Origin of the sequence: Nocardioides pantholopis, from assembly GCF_003710085.1 — a bacterium.
Taxonomy (GTDB): Bacteria; Actinomycetota; Actinomycetes; order Propionibacteriales; family Nocardioidaceae; genus Nocardioides; species Nocardioides pantholopis.
The window spans coordinates 3,169,046-3,182,651 of sequence record NZ_CP033324.1 but is presented as its reverse complement, the minus strand read 5'-3'; the positions used below and the strand labels follow the sequence as shown (position 1 = coordinate 3,182,651).

At 73.8% G+C, this 13,606-nt stretch carries 14 protein-coding genes; 7 read left to right on the top strand and 7 right to left on the bottom strand.

The window, feature by feature from the left end; all coding sequences use genetic code 11:
- Positions 1–30 precede the first annotated feature (30 nt).
- Together EBO35_RS15305 and EBO35_RS15300 are read right to left on the bottom strand one after the other, a co-directional pair.
- On the bottom strand, positions 31–834 hold the full coding sequence (locus EBO35_RS15305) for an NAD-dependent epimerase/dehydratase family protein (protein ID WP_122818480.1): 804 nt from the start codon (positions 832–834) through the stop codon (positions 31–33).
- 43 nt (positions 835–877) lie between these two features.
- On the bottom strand, positions 878–1,540 hold the full coding sequence (locus EBO35_RS15300; RefSeq protein WP_122818479.1) for a biliverdin-producing heme oxygenase: 663 nt from the start codon (positions 1,538–1,540) through the stop codon (positions 878–880).
- Between the two features lie 155 nt (positions 1,541–1,695).
- Between EBO35_RS15300 and EBO35_RS15295 the strand changes: the two genes are divergently transcribed.
- The 6 genes from EBO35_RS15295 to EBO35_RS15270 are packed head-to-tail and all read left to right on the top strand — an operon-like array spanning position 1,696 to position 8,717.
- Positions 1,696–2,829 (top strand): heme/hemin ABC transporter substrate-binding protein, encoded by a 1,134-nt coding sequence (locus EBO35_RS15295; protein WP_122818478.1) that lies wholly within the window; start codon positions 1,696–1,698, stop codon positions 2,827–2,829.
- Positions 2,826–3,959, top strand: coding sequence for a FecCD family ABC transporter permease (locus tag EBO35_RS15290; protein WP_122818477.1), 1,134 nt, complete (start codon positions 2,826–2,828; stop codon positions 3,957–3,959). The genes EBO35_RS15295 and EBO35_RS15290 overlap by 4 nt, the downstream gene beginning before the upstream one ends.
- Positions 3,956–4,768, top strand: coding sequence for a heme ABC transporter ATP-binding protein (locus EBO35_RS15285; protein WP_122818476.1), 813 nt, complete (start codon positions 3,956–3,958; stop codon positions 4,766–4,768). The genes EBO35_RS15290 and EBO35_RS15285 overlap by 4 nt, the downstream gene beginning before the upstream one ends.
- Positions 4,753–5,913 carry a hypothetical protein gene (locus EBO35_RS15280; protein ID WP_122818475.1) on the top strand — a complete coding sequence of 387 codons (1,161 nt, stop codon included), beginning with the start codon at positions 4,753–4,755 and terminating at the stop codon, positions 5,911–5,913. The genes EBO35_RS15285 and EBO35_RS15280 overlap by 16 nt, the downstream gene beginning before the upstream one ends.
- Positions 5,900–7,279: a hypothetical protein gene (locus tag EBO35_RS19550; protein ID WP_164477991.1), complete on the top strand. Its 1,380-nt coding sequence runs from the start codon at positions 5,900–5,902 to the stop codon at positions 7,277–7,279. The genes EBO35_RS15280 and EBO35_RS19550 overlap by 14 nt, the downstream gene beginning before the upstream one ends.
- Before the next feature lie 40 nt (positions 7,280–7,319).
- On the top strand, positions 7,320–8,717 hold the full coding sequence (locus EBO35_RS15270; protein ID WP_122818474.1) for an Ig-like domain repeat protein: 1,398 nt from the start codon (positions 7,320–7,322) through the stop codon (positions 8,715–8,717).
- Positions 8,718–8,724: 7 nt separating this feature from the next.
- Here the strand turns inward: EBO35_RS15270 and EBO35_RS15265 are convergent, their stop codons facing one another.
- The 5 genes from EBO35_RS15265 to EBO35_RS15245 form a co-directional block, all read right to left on the bottom strand.
- Positions 8,725–9,291, bottom strand: coding sequence for a TetR/AcrR family transcriptional regulator (locus EBO35_RS15265; protein WP_122818473.1), 567 nt, complete (start codon positions 9,289–9,291; stop codon positions 8,725–8,727).
- Between the two features lie 79 nt (positions 9,292–9,370).
- Complete coding sequence (locus EBO35_RS15260) at positions 9,371–9,985, bottom strand: TetR/AcrR family transcriptional regulator (protein WP_122818472.1); 615 nt, start codon at positions 9,983–9,985, stop codon at positions 9,371–9,373.
- 73 nt (positions 9,986–10,058) lie between these two features.
- The gene (locus EBO35_RS15255) at positions 10,059–10,679 is read right to left on the bottom strand and encodes a TetR/AcrR family transcriptional regulator (protein WP_122818471.1); all 621 of its coding nucleotides are present in this window, start codon (positions 10,677–10,679) and stop codon (positions 10,059–10,061) included.
- 18 nt (positions 10,680–10,697) lie between these two features.
- Positions 10,698–11,498 (bottom strand): purine-nucleoside phosphorylase, encoded by an 801-nt coding sequence (locus tag EBO35_RS15250; protein ID WP_122818470.1) that lies wholly within the window; start codon positions 11,496–11,498, stop codon positions 10,698–10,700.
- 173 nt (positions 11,499–11,671) lie between these two features.
- Entirely contained in the window at positions 11,672–12,124 is a 453-nt protein-coding gene (locus tag EBO35_RS15245) for a gamma-glutamylcyclotransferase family protein (RefSeq protein ID WP_122818469.1), read from the bottom strand.
- Between the two features lie 81 nt (positions 12,125–12,205).
- Between EBO35_RS15245 and lpdA the strand changes: the two genes are divergently transcribed.
- On the top strand, positions 12,206–13,606 hold the full coding sequence (lpdA, locus tag EBO35_RS15240; protein WP_122818468.1) for a dihydrolipoyl dehydrogenase: 1,401 nt from the start codon (positions 12,206–12,208) through the stop codon (positions 13,604–13,606).

Below are 13,606 nucleotides of genomic sequence, written 5' to 3'. Positions count from 1 at the left end.
AGTGCGCTCCGGGTCAAGGGTGCGGCCGGCTCAGGGCAGCGCCGGACGCTCGTAGCTCGCGGTCGCGTAGGGGCCGCCGACGTGCGCGGCGTCCCAGTCGTCCTCGGGGGAGGGGGCGACCTCGGCGGCGAAGGCCTCGGCATCGTCGCGCGGGTCGTAGCCCAGGGCCCGGCCCGGCTCGAGGTCCCACCAGCCCCGGGTGTTCGCGGAGATCCCGTAGAGGACCGCGTAGCCCGGCGCCGTGGTGGTCAGTGCGGCGTCGAGCATCCGCACGCAGTCGTCGGGGGAGAGCCAGGTCGACAGCTGGCGCACGGTGGCCGGCCGCGGCTGGAACGACCCGATCCGGCAGGCGACGGCGTCCAGGCCGTACCGGTCGGCGTAGAGGCTGAGCAGGGCCTCGGCGGCCACCTTCGCGACGCCGTAGAACGTGTCCGGCCGGGGCCGGACGTCGGTGCCGAGCAGGTCGGTGCCGAGCTCGCTGCGCGGGGTCCGCCCGACTGCGTGGTTGGAGGAGGCGTACACGATCCGGCGTACGTCGTGGGCCACCATCGCGTCGAGGACCGCCGCGGTCGTGACCACGTGCGAGGTCAGCGACGCGGGCAGTGCGTCCTCCTCGGGGTTCCCGGCCAGGTGCACGACAGCGTCGAGGGACTCCTCGGCGAAGACCGCGGCGACCGCGTCGGGGTCGGCGCAGTCGGCGGTGTGGAAGCGCCCCTCGTGGCCGTCGGGCTCGGGGACCCGGTCCAGCGCGACGACCTCGTGCCCGCGGGCGGTGAGGCCGAGGACCGCGACCCGGCCGATGCTGCCGGCCGCGCCGGTGACGAGTACTCGCATGTCCGCTCCTCCGGGCCGCCTGTCGACGGCCCGGGGCTCGGGCTCAGCGGCGGTAGGCGTCCATCCTGCCGCTCAGCTCGTCGAAGAGGGCCTGGTTGTGGCGGAACGCCTCCTGGACCTCCGCGACGACCTCGTCGCGCTGGGCGGCGTCGAGCGGCAGCGCGTCCAGGCGCTCGCGGTAGCCGTCCTTGTAGACCTTGGGCCGCTCGATGCTCGCGAAGTCGTAGAACCGCAGGCCCTGGCCGGTGCCGCCGTAGGTGCGGTCCAGGATCCTGCCGATGGCCAGGCCACCGGAGAGGTCGCCGAGGTAGCGGGTGTAGTGGTGGGCGACGAACTTCGTCGCCGAGCCGGAGGCCGCGCGGATCCGGGCGGCGTACGCCGCGGCGGCCGGGCTGTCGGTCTCCAGGGTCCCGCCGCCGCTCCAGTGGGCGATGTCGGCCTCGATGGCCTCGAGCCGCTCCAGGGCGGGGTCGTGGAGCTGCGCGGCGACCGGGTCCCCGGCCATCTCGCGGCCGAGCTCCTCCAGCGCTGCGTAGACGACCCGCAGCGCGCGCAGGTAGTCGGCGTACCCCGCCTCGTTGATGCGGCCCGCCATCAGCTCGGAGGTGAACGTGGCGTTCTCCGCGTCGGTGTGCTGGGCCATCGAGCCCTGGCGCATCGCGACCGAGAGGGGCAGGTCCAGCTCGGGGCGGTCGAGGATCGTCATGGCGGCAGTCTCGGGAACGTTGTGACAACTTGTCAAGAACGTCTGGTCCTCGACTTAGGTTCGCCTAACTTCTGTTAGCCTACCCTCAGTAACGCGATCCTATACTCGTCCGGCCCGGCTCGGGGGCCGCTGCAGGAAACGAAGGTCGACCACGCATGTCCCGCCCCATCCGGCCCCGCGCAGCGCACCCCGTTCTCGGGAGGTCCCGCTCCCTGGTCCTCGCGTCGCTGGCCGTCCTGCTCGCCGGCTGCGGGATCTCCACCGGTGACGGCGGGTCGGGCGACGGCGAGGGCGGCGCCCAGGCCGCCCCGGCGCTCGCCGACGTGGAGCCGCTCGCCGACGTCCGGGACTGGGACGGGCTCTCGGTCGCCGCCGCCGTCGACGAGCTCGACCCGGTCGCGGAGGCGCCCGAGCCGCGGCTGCCGGTCACCGTCACCGACGCGCAGGGCTCGAAGGTCACCGTGACCGACACCAGCCGGATCCTGGCCCTCGACGTGTACGGGACCCTCGCGCGCACGGTCTTCGAGCTGGGGCTGGGCGACCAGGTGGTCGGTCGCGACGTCTCCACGCAGTTCCCCGAGGCCGCCGAGCTGCCCCTGGTCACCCAGAACGGCCACGACCTCAACGCCGAGGCGATCCTCGAGCTGGACCCCACAGTGATCCTGACCGACACCTCGCTGGGCCCGTGGGACACCGTCCTGCAGATGCGCGACGCCGGCATCCCCGTCGTCGTCGTCGACTCCGAGCGCTCGCTCGACAACGCCGGCACGCTGGTCCGCGAGGTCGCCGACGCGCTCGGCGTCCCGGACCAGGGGCGAGAGCTCGCCGAGCGGACCGAGCAGGAGAGCAAGGCGGTCCTCGCCCAGATCGCCGACGTCGCCCCGACCGAGGCGCGCGAGCGGCTGCGGATGGTCTTCCTCTACGTCCGCGGCCAGGCCGGCGTCTACTACATGTTCGGTGAGGACTCCGGGGCCGACTCGCTCATCGACGCCCTCGGCGGGTACGACGTGGCCGAGGAGATCGGCTGGAACGGCATGAAGCCGCTCACCGACGAGGGACTGGTCGCCGCGCAGCCCGACCTGGTGCTGATGATGTCCGGCGGGCTCGACTCCGCGGGCGGCATCGACGGGCTGCTGGAGCGGCTGCCCGCCCTCGCCCAGACCCCGGCCGGGCGCAACCGGCGCTTCGTGGCGATGGAGGACTCCCAGATCATGGGCTTCGGCCCGATGACGGCCCCGGTCCTCAACGCCCTCGCGGTCTCCGTGTACGCCCCGGAGTCCGTCAAGTGACCACGGCGCCGAGCACCGGATCGAGCACCGGATCGAGCACCGCACCGGCCGCCGCCGGCCCGGCCCCGCTCGGCACTCGCCGCCGCGCGGTGCGCTCGCTGGCCGGCCGGATCGGGCTGCTCGGTGGGCTCGCGGTCGCGCTGCTCGCGGCGCTGGTGATCGCCGCGGGGCAGGGCCAGCTCGGCGTACCGCTGAGCGAGGTGGTCGGCTCGGTGCTGCACAAGGTCGGGATCGACGCCGGCCCGATGCCCAGCCACCCCCAGGGCGAGAACACCCTGTGGCAGGTGCGCTTCCCGCGGGTGGTGATGGCGGCGCTCGCGGGCGCGGCGCTCGCCACCGCCGGGGCGCTGATGCAGGGCGTCTTCGGCAACCCGCTCGCCGAGCCGGGCGTCGTCGGGGTCTCCTCCGGTGCCGCCCTCGCGGCCGCGGCCGTGATCGTCTTCGAGCTCACCTTCGCCGGGAGCTGGACCGTGGCGGTGTGCGCGTTCGTCGGCGGCCTGGTCACGACGCTGCTGGTCTACGTGATGTCGCGCGACGGCGGCCGCACCGAGGTCGTGACGCTGGTGCTGACCGGCATCGCGCTGAACGCCGTCACCAGCGCCGGCCTGGCGTTCCTGATGTTCCTCGGCGACACCCAGGCCCGCGAGGAGATCGTCTTCTGGCAGCTCGGCAGCCTCAACGGCTCCCGCTGGGAGTACGTCGGGGTCGTCGCCCCGCTCGCGCTCGTCGGCATCGGTGCCGCGCTGTTCCTCGCGCCCAGGCTGGACCTGCTCGCGCTCGGCGACCGCGCGGCCCGCCACGTCGGCGTCGACGTGGAGCGGCTGCGGCTCGGCACGATCGTCGTGGTCGCGATGCTCACCGCGGCCGCGGTCTCCTTCTGCGGCATCATCGCGTTCGTCGGGCTGGTCGTGCCGCACCTGATCCGGATGATCGCCGGCCCCGGGCACCGGATGCTGGTGCCGGCCAGCGCGCTGGGCGGGGCGGTGCTGCTCGTCGTCGCCGACCTGTGGGCGCGCACCGCCGTGGAGTACGCCGACCTGCCGATCGGGATGCTGACCTCGCTGGTCGGCGGCCCGTTCTTCTTCTGGCTGCTGCGCCGGGCCCGTCGTACGGCGGGGGGCTGGGCATGAGCGCGTTCCTGGCCGCCCACGGTGTCGGGGTCATGATCGATGGCCGCGCGATCCTCGCCGACGTCGACCTGGAGGTCGCCGCCGGGGAGGTGGTGGTGCTGGTCGGCCCGAACGGCGCCGGCAAGTCCACGCTGCTCGGCGTGCTCTCCGGCGACCTCGACCCGACCACCGGCACGGTCGAGCTGGACTCGCGGCCGGCCGGGCGCCGCTCGGCGCGCGAGCTGGCCCGGCTGCGCGGCGTCCAGCTGCAGAAGCAGGGCCTGGCCTTCGGCTTCCGGGTCGAGGAGGTGGTCCGGATGGGCCGCTCCCCGTGGCGGCGGACGCCCGCCGAGGACCGCGACGACGAGGTGGTGGCCGCCTCGCTGGAGCGCGCGGACGTCACCGAGCTGGCCGCCCGGCTCTTCCCCACGCTCTCCGGCGGTGAGCAGGCGCGCACGTCGTTCGCCCGGCTGCTGGCCCAGGAGACGCCGCTGATGCTGCTCGACGAGCCCACGGCCGCGCTCGACATCCGCCACCAGGAGCAGCTGCTGGGCGTCGTCCGGGAGGCCGCCGCCGCAGGGGCCGCCGTCGTCGTCGTGCTCCACGACCTCTCGCTCGCCGCGGCGTACGCCGACCGGATCTGCGTGCTGGCCCGCGGACGGGTGCGCGCCGACGGGCCGCCCGCCGACGTGCTCACCGGCGAGCTGCTCACCGAGGTCTACGGCCACCCCGTCGACGTGATCGAGCACGACGGCACGCTCGTCGTGGTCCCGGTCCGGCCCCGCTCGCTGCCGATCCCGCCCGAGGAGGCCTCATGGTCCGCCGTCTGAACCCCGCGCTCGCGCGTGCCGTCCTGGGCGCCGTGCTGGCCGCCCTGGTGGCCGGCGCCCTGCTGGCCGGCACCGCCCCCGCCGAGGCGGCCGCCCGGGTCTCGGTCACCAACGACCGCGGCAGCGCCCTGGTCGACGGCACCTACGCCACCACGCTCAGCGTCCGGGGCACCGGCTTCCAGTCGGTGCGCGGCGGGCACGGCGGCGTCTACGTCTGGTTCGGCACCGTCTCGGGAGGCTGGCAGCCCAGCAAGGGCGGGGTCTCGGGGGAGGACTACGTCTACGTCCCCGACAGCGAGGCCCGCGAGAACGCCGGCCACCAGCGCTACGTCGCGTTCCCCGGCTCGGACACCGCCTCCTCGGCGAACGGCGGCACGATGAGCGCCGCCGGCGCCTGGTCGGTGGAGCTGGTCCTGCCGGGCCCGGTCTTCGAGGCGGTCGGCCGCAACGGCACGACCCGCAGCGTCGACTGCCGCAAGGTCACCTGCGGGATCATCACCGTCGGCGCGCACGGGGTGAAGAACGCCGGCAACGAGACGTTCACCCCGGTCCGGGTCGGCACCGTGTACGACGAGGAGCCGGCACCGGCCGCGCCGGACAGCCCGGCAGCGGCTGCCCAGCCGTCGGCCCAGCCGTCGGCGGGCCTCGGCGCCGCAGCGGGTGCGGGCGCCGGTGCGGCCGGCGCTCCCGCCACCGGCAAGGCGCCCCGCACGGCGGCCGCCGCCGCGCCCGCCCTCGAGGTCGACCGCGCCTCGGCGCGGGCCGGCCACGCGCTGGCCTTCACCGGCACCGGCCTGCCCGCCGGGCGTCAGCTGACTGTCGTCTTCGACGACGGCCGAGCGGCCGCCGGGCCGTTCCTGGTGGGGGCCGACGGCGGCATCGCCGGAGTCGTGACGCTGCCTCCCGACACCGGCGCCGGGACCCACGAGCTGCGCGTCTTCGGGGTCGAGAACCCGCCGGTCGTGAACTTCGCGGTGACGGCGGCCGAGGACCAGGCCCCCGCCTCCGCGGACACCGCCGCGGACGACCAGGACCGGGCCGGGCTGCTCTTCGCCGGCGCCTGCGCGCTGGTGCTGCTGGTGGTGCTGGGCCGCCTGGTCTGGCAGCTCCTGCGGGCCCGGAGGGTGCGCCGTGCGGCGGCCTGAGCGGCGTACCCGGGCCGCGGCCGTGGCCGGGCTGCTGGTCGCGGCGCTGGTCAGCCTGCTGATCGGACTGGCCGGGCTGGTCGCCGCGGGGCCGGCGGCCGCCGAGCCGGGGGAGGCCCCGGAGGAGTCGGTGAGCCCGACCCCGGAGCCGTCCCCGGAGCCCTCCGAGTCCCCGACCGAGACCGCCACGCCCTCGCCGACCACCCCGCCCTCGCCGTCCGCCACCCCCTCCGCCGGGGGGAGCGCCCCGGTCCAGGTCGCCGGCGCAGTGCTGCGCTGGGGCGTCAGCAACCAGACCAACGCGCGCTCGCACAACCCGGGCGCGATCAACTTCCTCGCCGCCGGCGTCGCCAACCCGGGCCGCGGCGGGGCGACGCTGAAGCAGAAGCAGTGGCGGGCCCGCAGCGGCAACGTCACGATCGAGAAGCGCACCGCCTCCGGCCGTTGGCGCACCGCGACCTGGGCCGGCCTCGAGACCTCGCCCGCGGGCGCTGACATCGGCGTCTACGGCCCCTTCAGCGACCACACAGTCGTGCTCCGGAAGGGCGCCGGCACCGTCGACCGCGCGGCCGGGACCGCCCGGGTGACGTGGAAGGGGACCTTCACTGTCGTCTACTACGGCGGCAACACGGTCTTCACGGTCACCGACCCGACCCTCGACGTCGCGGACGGCGCGGGCACGCTGACCGCGACGCTGGGCGGGTTCCTCGCCGACCGGACCGACGTGTCGAAGTGGCAGCCGGCCACGCCGCAGCGGGTCCGGATCGCGGACCTGCCCCAGGTGCAGCTCGGCGCGCTCGGGTTCACGGCGCAGCCGGCGTACGAGGGCGTCACGGCGACCGGCTCGGAGCCCCAGGACCGCGCCGGCTCGGGCTGGGGGGCGTTCCCGCAGCCGTTCGTGAGCTACCTGCAGCCGTTCGGGGTCGACCAGTTCTGGTACTCCACCGGCCTCCAGTCCGACCCGACCAAGCGCCCGCTGCCGCTGAGCGTCAGCTACTCGCCGAAGGAGGTCGCGGCTCCGGCACCGACGGCCGGCGACGTCCCGGCCCCGGAGGTCGAGAACGACGCGCCCGCCGCCCCCGGAGCCCCCGCGGCCGGGGCGGCGCCGGCCCTGCCCGCCGTGCCGGCCGCTGCGGCGCCGCGCGCCGCCGCCGGGGTGCCGGCGGGTGCCCTGCCGCAGGCCGCCGCCGCGGCCCCGACGCTGCCGAACGCCGTCCAGCTGGTCGCGGCGCCGGCCACCGACTCCGACACCGCTGCGGCGAGCAGCGGCGCCGGGTGGTTCCTCGGCGGCGCGCTCCTGCTGGCCGCCGCCCTGCTGCTCGCCGTCCCGATCCCTTCCCCGACCGGCTCCCGGCCGACCTCCTGAAGACGCATCACGCCTGACGATGCACCACGAAAGGAACACCATGTCCATGCAGACCCGAGGCCGGTCGCGACTCGCGGCCCTCGGCACGGCGGGCGCCCTCGCCGCCTCGACGCTCGTCCTCACCGCGCCGGCCGCCCAGGCCGCACCGGCCCCGGGGCAGGCGGCGCTCGCTTGGTCGATCTCGGAGCAGTACGTCGACCACCTGAGCACCCGGGTGCTCGCCGACGGCGCGACCTTCGACGAGGCCGCCAAGCGGTTCACGTTCCCCGCCGACGGCGTCGCGAGCGCCGGCGGTGCCACGACTTACTCCTACGACGGCTCGGTCCGGGGCGCGTTCGGGTTCGGCGGGACCGAGCTCTACGCCGTCACGATCGCGGACCCGCAGGTCACGGTGGCCCCCGGTGGCGCCGGCGCGATCACCGCGGTGGTCTCGGCGAGCAACGCGGCCGCCCAGGGCAACCCCGCCGGGAGCACGAGCCCGGCCCGGGTGACGGTCGCCGACTTCACGGGCGGTGTGGCGACTCCGGCCGGGGTCGCGGCGACCCCGGCGTGGGCCGACGTCCTGCCCGCGGGCAGCGCCACGGCGATCGAGCTCGGCATCACCACCGCGGACAAGCCGAACAACCCGGTCGGGGGGCAGTCCTTCCACCCTGACTTCCTGGCCCAGCTCACGTCCGGCGTGCGGGCCCACTTCTACGCGAGCGGGTCCGGCTCCGACGCGAAGAAGAAGGTCGGCTCGGTTGCCGCCGCACAGCGGGCCGCCGCAGCGCCGTCGGTGACCGCCACGGTCACCGCCGCCTCCCCGGCCAACGGGGTCGACCTGCGGATCGCCGGCACCGGCTTCACCCCGCGCACGAACCCCAGCGACGACGGCGTCTACGTCGGTGTCGCGCCGGCCGGCGCGAAGATCGACTTCGACGACCGCGACGGCGGCACTGCCGCGATGGTGGCCGTCGACTGGGTCTCGGCGTCGCAGATGAGCGACGGCTCGTTCGTCCGGGGCCTCAACCTGCCGAAGTCGAAGCTCGCGAAGGGCACCTCGTACGCCGTCTACACCTGGCAGGCGCACACCCACTCGAACACCACGCAGGACACGGTCACGCCGATCTCGGTCAACTGGGCAGCGGTGTTCCCCGCCAAGGTCGCCCCGAAGCTGACAGTCAAGGTCGCCAAGGCGCCGACCACCCGCAAGGCCGGCAAGGCCGTCGTGACCGTGAAGGGCGCCCGGGGCAAGGCCACCGGCAAGGTCAAGGCCAAGATCCTCAAGGGCAAGAAGGCCGTCAAGTCGGTCAAGGCCGTCAAGCTGCGCAAGGGCAAGGCCACGCTGAAGCTGCCGAAGCTCGCCAAGGGCAGCTACCAGCTGAAGGTGACCTACCTCGGCAGCGCGTCGTACCAGAACGGCGCGAAGACGAAGGCCGTCAAGGTCCGCAAGCGCTGAACCCGACTCAGCCCGCGGCGCCGACCGCCCGCAGCACGAACGTCTCGATCGTGCGTGGGGGCAGGTGCCGCGGGCTGAGGCACGCATGGATCAGCGACATCGTGCCGTCGAGGTCGTCGATCGTGAAGACACCCGCCGCGCGGCCGGCGGTCAGGATCCCGCGCAGCACGTCCTCGACCGCCACGACGTGCTCGCGGATCGCGAGCCGAGCCTCCCTCGACAGGTGGCCGTAGACCTGGGCGCCCAGGCCCATGTGGAACTGCTCGCCGGCCGCGAGCTGGTGGCGCAGGTAGACCCGCAGCTGCTCGTCCGGCTCCTCGGCGCCGGCCAGCGCGGCGCGCAGCTGATCGAGGTAGCGCTCCGTCTCGTGGCTGGCGAAGGCGACCATCACGGCCTCCTTGTCGCGGAAGTGGTGATAGATCGCGGTGCGGCCGAGGTCGGCGCGCTGGGCGATCGCGGCCATCGTGATGGCGTCGAAGCTCCGCTCGCCCATGAGGTCGGCGAACGCCTCGAAGACCCGCTGCCGCAACGACGCGCGGTGCTGCTCGAGGGTCTCGCCGGTGATGCGGGGCACGGGGCGAAGGGTAGCCGGACCCCGGCCGGACCCTGCCGGAGCCGGGCCCTGACCGGGCAGCGCCGGGGCGGGGCGTGTCTCAGGCCGGCACCGGGGCGAGCAGCATCGCGGTGGCCATGCTGGTCAGGTTGACGATGAAGCGCTCGGTGTCCAGGCGCCGCTCGTCGTCGGTGCGGGCCCGGTCCGCGGCGGAGCGGAGCACGAAGCCCGTGAGCAGGTGCAGCCGGTGGCGGCGCAGCACCTCGTCCATCGGCGGCATCCGCTCGATGATCAGCTCGACGACCTCCCAGCCGCCGGTCGACTCCAGGACGGTGGCGATCGCGCCGTCCGAGGGCGCGTGGCCGTCGGCGAGCAGGTCGGCGACGATCATCAGGTAGCACCGGCCGCGCCACCCGGCCTCGGCCAGCTCCACCACCGGGCGCACCAGTGCCTCGATCGCGGCCGCCAGGTCGCCGGGATGCAGCCTGGCCAGACCGAGCAGCTCGAGCTCGCGGGGCCGCAGGACGGCCGACTGCTGCTCCAGCGCCGCGACCAGCAGCCGATCGCGCGATCCGAAGTGGTAGTGGACGGCGCCCCGGTTGCGCTGCCCCGCCATCCGGGTGATCTCCAGCAGGGAGGCGTTGGGGACGCCGTTCTGCGCGAAGGCGCGCAGGGCTGCGTCGACGAGCAGCTGCCGGGTGTCGGTCGAGGACATGGCTGGTGCCTTCGGGCGGGAACGGCCCCGGGCGGCCTGCCCGGGGCTCTCAGCGTACGACGCTTCGGGCGGGTCAGTCGGGGACCGGTGCGGTGAGCATCGCGCTCGCCATCGAGACCAGGTTGGCGATGAACCGGTCGATGCCCATGCCGGGCGCGGAGCCGTCCGCCGGGACCCGGTCGGCGGCGGAGTCGAGCACGAACCGGGCCAGCAGCGCGAACCGCTCGTCGCGCACCGCGTCGTCCATGGGCGGCAGCCGCCGGGAGAGGCCCTCGAGGACCTCGTAGCCGCCGGTCTCCGCGATCAGCGCCGCCACCGGCGCCGACATCGTGGTGCGGGCCTCGTAGGCGACCTCGGCGAGGATCTTGAGGTAGCAGCGGCCGCGCCAACCGTTCTCGGAGAGCTCCACGACCGGGCGGATCACCGCCTCGAGCACCGGCGCGACGTCGTCCTCGGAGTGCTCCTGGGCCCGGGCCAGCAGCTCGCGCTCGCGGGTGCCGAGGATCGCCGCGGGCGCCTCCAGGGTGGCCAGGAGCAGGCGCTCGCGGGAGCCGAAGTGGTAGTGGACGGCGCCGCGGTTGCGCTGCCCGGCCATCCGGGTGATCTCCAGCAGGGACGCGTTGTGGATGCCGTGCTCGGCGAAGGCGCGCAGCGCTGCGTCGATGAGCAGCTCTCGGGTGTCGGCGGCCGACATGGTCCCTTCCCTGGGATATCAGATCCTGGGGACGACCTTCCCGAGCAGCTCGCCCATGCGTGACGCGGCGGCACGTCCGGCCGAGAGGACCTCCTCGTGGTTGAGGGGCTCCCCGCTGATGCCGGCCGCGAGGTTGGTGACAAGGCTGATTCCGAGAACTTCCAGGCCCGCCTCGCGTGCCGCGATGGCCTCCAGCGTAGTGCTCATCCCCACGAGGTCGCCGCCGATGGTCCGTACCATCCGCACTTCGGCAGGCGTCTCGTAGTGCGGGCCGGGGAACTGGACGTAGACGCCCTCGTCGAGGGTGGGGTCGATCTCGCGGCACAGGGCCCGCAGCCGGCTCGAGTACAGGTCGGTCAGGTCCACGAAGTTCGCGCCGTGGATGGGGGAGCGGCCGGTCAGGTTGATGTGGTCGCTGATCAGGACCGGCTGACCGGGCTCCCAGGTCTCCTTGAGGCCGCCGGCCCCGTTGGTCAGCACGATGCTGCTGCAGCCGGCGGCGGCCGCCGTACGCACGCCGTGCACGACTGCGTCGACGCCCCGGCCCTCGTAGTAGTGGGTACGGCTGAGGAAGACCAGCAGGTTCCGCTCGCCCGAGCGCACCGAGCGGATCTTCCCGGAGTGCCCGGCCACGGCGGCCGGGCTGAACCCGGGCAGGTCGGTCGTCGCGATCTCCGCGGTCGGCGTCCCCAGGGCGTCGACGGCGGGCAGCCAGCCGGACCCGAGGACCAGCGCCACGTCGTGGCGCTCCACCCCCGTCAGCTCGGCGAGGGTGCGGGCGGCCTGCTCGGCCAGGGCGTGCGGGGACTGATCGCTCACGGGCGCACTCTAGGTGGCGGGTGCTCGGGGGTGAAGTCCCGCCTGGGGGCTGCGGTGAGCCTGCCACGGTTTGAGTCGCGGAAACGGTGGCTAGGTCACCGCTGGTGGGGGTCGGAGCGGATCGCTTCAGCCGGGGAAGTCGCCGAAAAGCGGGTGGGGTGGGGAAGGCCCCCTCACAACCCCGTCGACCGGCACGGCCGCGCCCGCAGGGCGGCGACGTAGTCCGCGGGGGCGCCGGCGGCGTCGGCGGCGTCGGCGAGGGCGCCCAGGTGCAGGGCGGAGGGCAGGCCGCCCTCGTAGGCGTCGAGGACGTAGGTCCAGGCGACCACCTCGCCGGTCATCGTCGCGACCCGGACCTTGGTCTTGCGGTAGAGCCCGTAGTCGGCGGACTCCCAGCCGTCCAGGGTGGTCTCGTCCTTGCGGGTGACGTCGTAGACGGCGACGAAGACCTGCTCGAAGGAGTCCTGCACGATCGTGGGGAGGGCGCCGTTCCAGCCGTGCTCCTCGCCGCCGAAGGTCAGCCGCCAGCCCTCGAGCCAGCCGGTGGTCCGCAGCGGGGAGTGCGGACAACGTTCGCCCATCCGCGCCGGGTCGAGGTTGGTCCCGTAGGCGGCGTAGAGCGTCACGGCCCTCAGGCTAGGGCATGGTCCGCCGGGACGGGACGGCCCGCGTTGGGCCGAGGCAGTCGACGGTCCTAGGCTGGGGCCGTGAGCTCCCACTTCGATGTCCTCGTCCTTGGTGCCGGCCCTGGTGGCTACGTCGCGGCGATCCGCGCCGCGCAGCTCGGCAAGTCCGTTGCCGTGGTGGAGGAGAAGTACTGGGGCGGTGTCTGCCTCAACGTCGGCTGCATCCCGTCCAAGGCGCTGCTGAAGAACGCCGAGCTGGCGCATGTGCTGGCCCACGAGAAGGACAAGTTCGGCATCGAGGGCGACGCCACCATGTCCTACGGCCCGACCCACAAGCGGTCGCGGCAGGTGAGCGCCGGCATCGTCAAGGGCGTCCACTTCCTGATGAAGAAGAACAAGATCACCGAGATCAACGGGTGGGGCACGCTCACCGGCCCGAAGGCCGTGGACGTCAAGGACGCCGACGGCAACGTCGCCTCCTACACCTGCGACGACCTGATCATCGCGGCCGGCGCCCAGGTGCGGATGCTGCCCGGGATGCAGAAGAGCCAGAACGTCGTCACCTACGAGGAGCAGATCCTCGACGAGAACCTGCCCTCCTCGATCATCATCGGCGGCTCCGGCGCGATCGGCGTCGAGTTCGCCTACGTGATGAAGAACTTCGGCGTCGACGTGACGATCGTGGAGTTCCTGGACCGGATGGTCCCCACCGAGGACGCCGACGTGTCCAAGGAGCTGCTCAAGCACTACAAGAAGCTCGGCGTGAAGGTGCTGCTCTCGACCAAGGTCGAGAACGTCGAGGACACCGGCTCCGGCGTCAAGGTCACGGTCAGCCCCGCGGCCGGCGGCGACCAGCAGGTCCTCGAGGCCGACAAGATGCTCGCCGCGTTCGGCTTCGCGCCGCGGGTGGAGGGCTACGGCCTGGAGAACACCGGCGTCGAGCTCACCGAGCGCGGCGCGATCGCCATCGACGACTTCGGCCGCACCAACGTCCAGGGCGTCTACGCGATCGGCGACGTCACCGGCAAGATGATGCTCGCCCACGTCGCGGAGGCGATGGGCATCGTGGCCGCCGAGACCATCGCCGGTGCCGAGACGATGCCGGTCGCGTTCGACTTCGTCCCGCGCGCGACGTACTGCCAGCCGCAGGTGGCCTCCTTCGGCTACACCGAGGCGCAGGCCAAGGAGAAGGGGTACGACGTCAAGACCGCGACGTTCCCGTTCTCGGCCAACGGCAAGGCCCAGGGCCTGGGCGAGGCCGTCGGCTTCGTCAAGCTGATCGCGGACGCCGAGCACAACGAGCTGATCGGCGGGCATCTGATCGGCCCCGACGTGACCGAGCTGCTGCCGGTGCTGACCCTGGCCCAGACGTGGGACCTGACCGCCGACGAGGTGGCCCGCAACGTCTTCGCGCACCCGACCCTCGGTGAGTCCGTGAAGGAGGCCGTCCACGGCCTCGCCGGCCACATGATCAACTTCTGA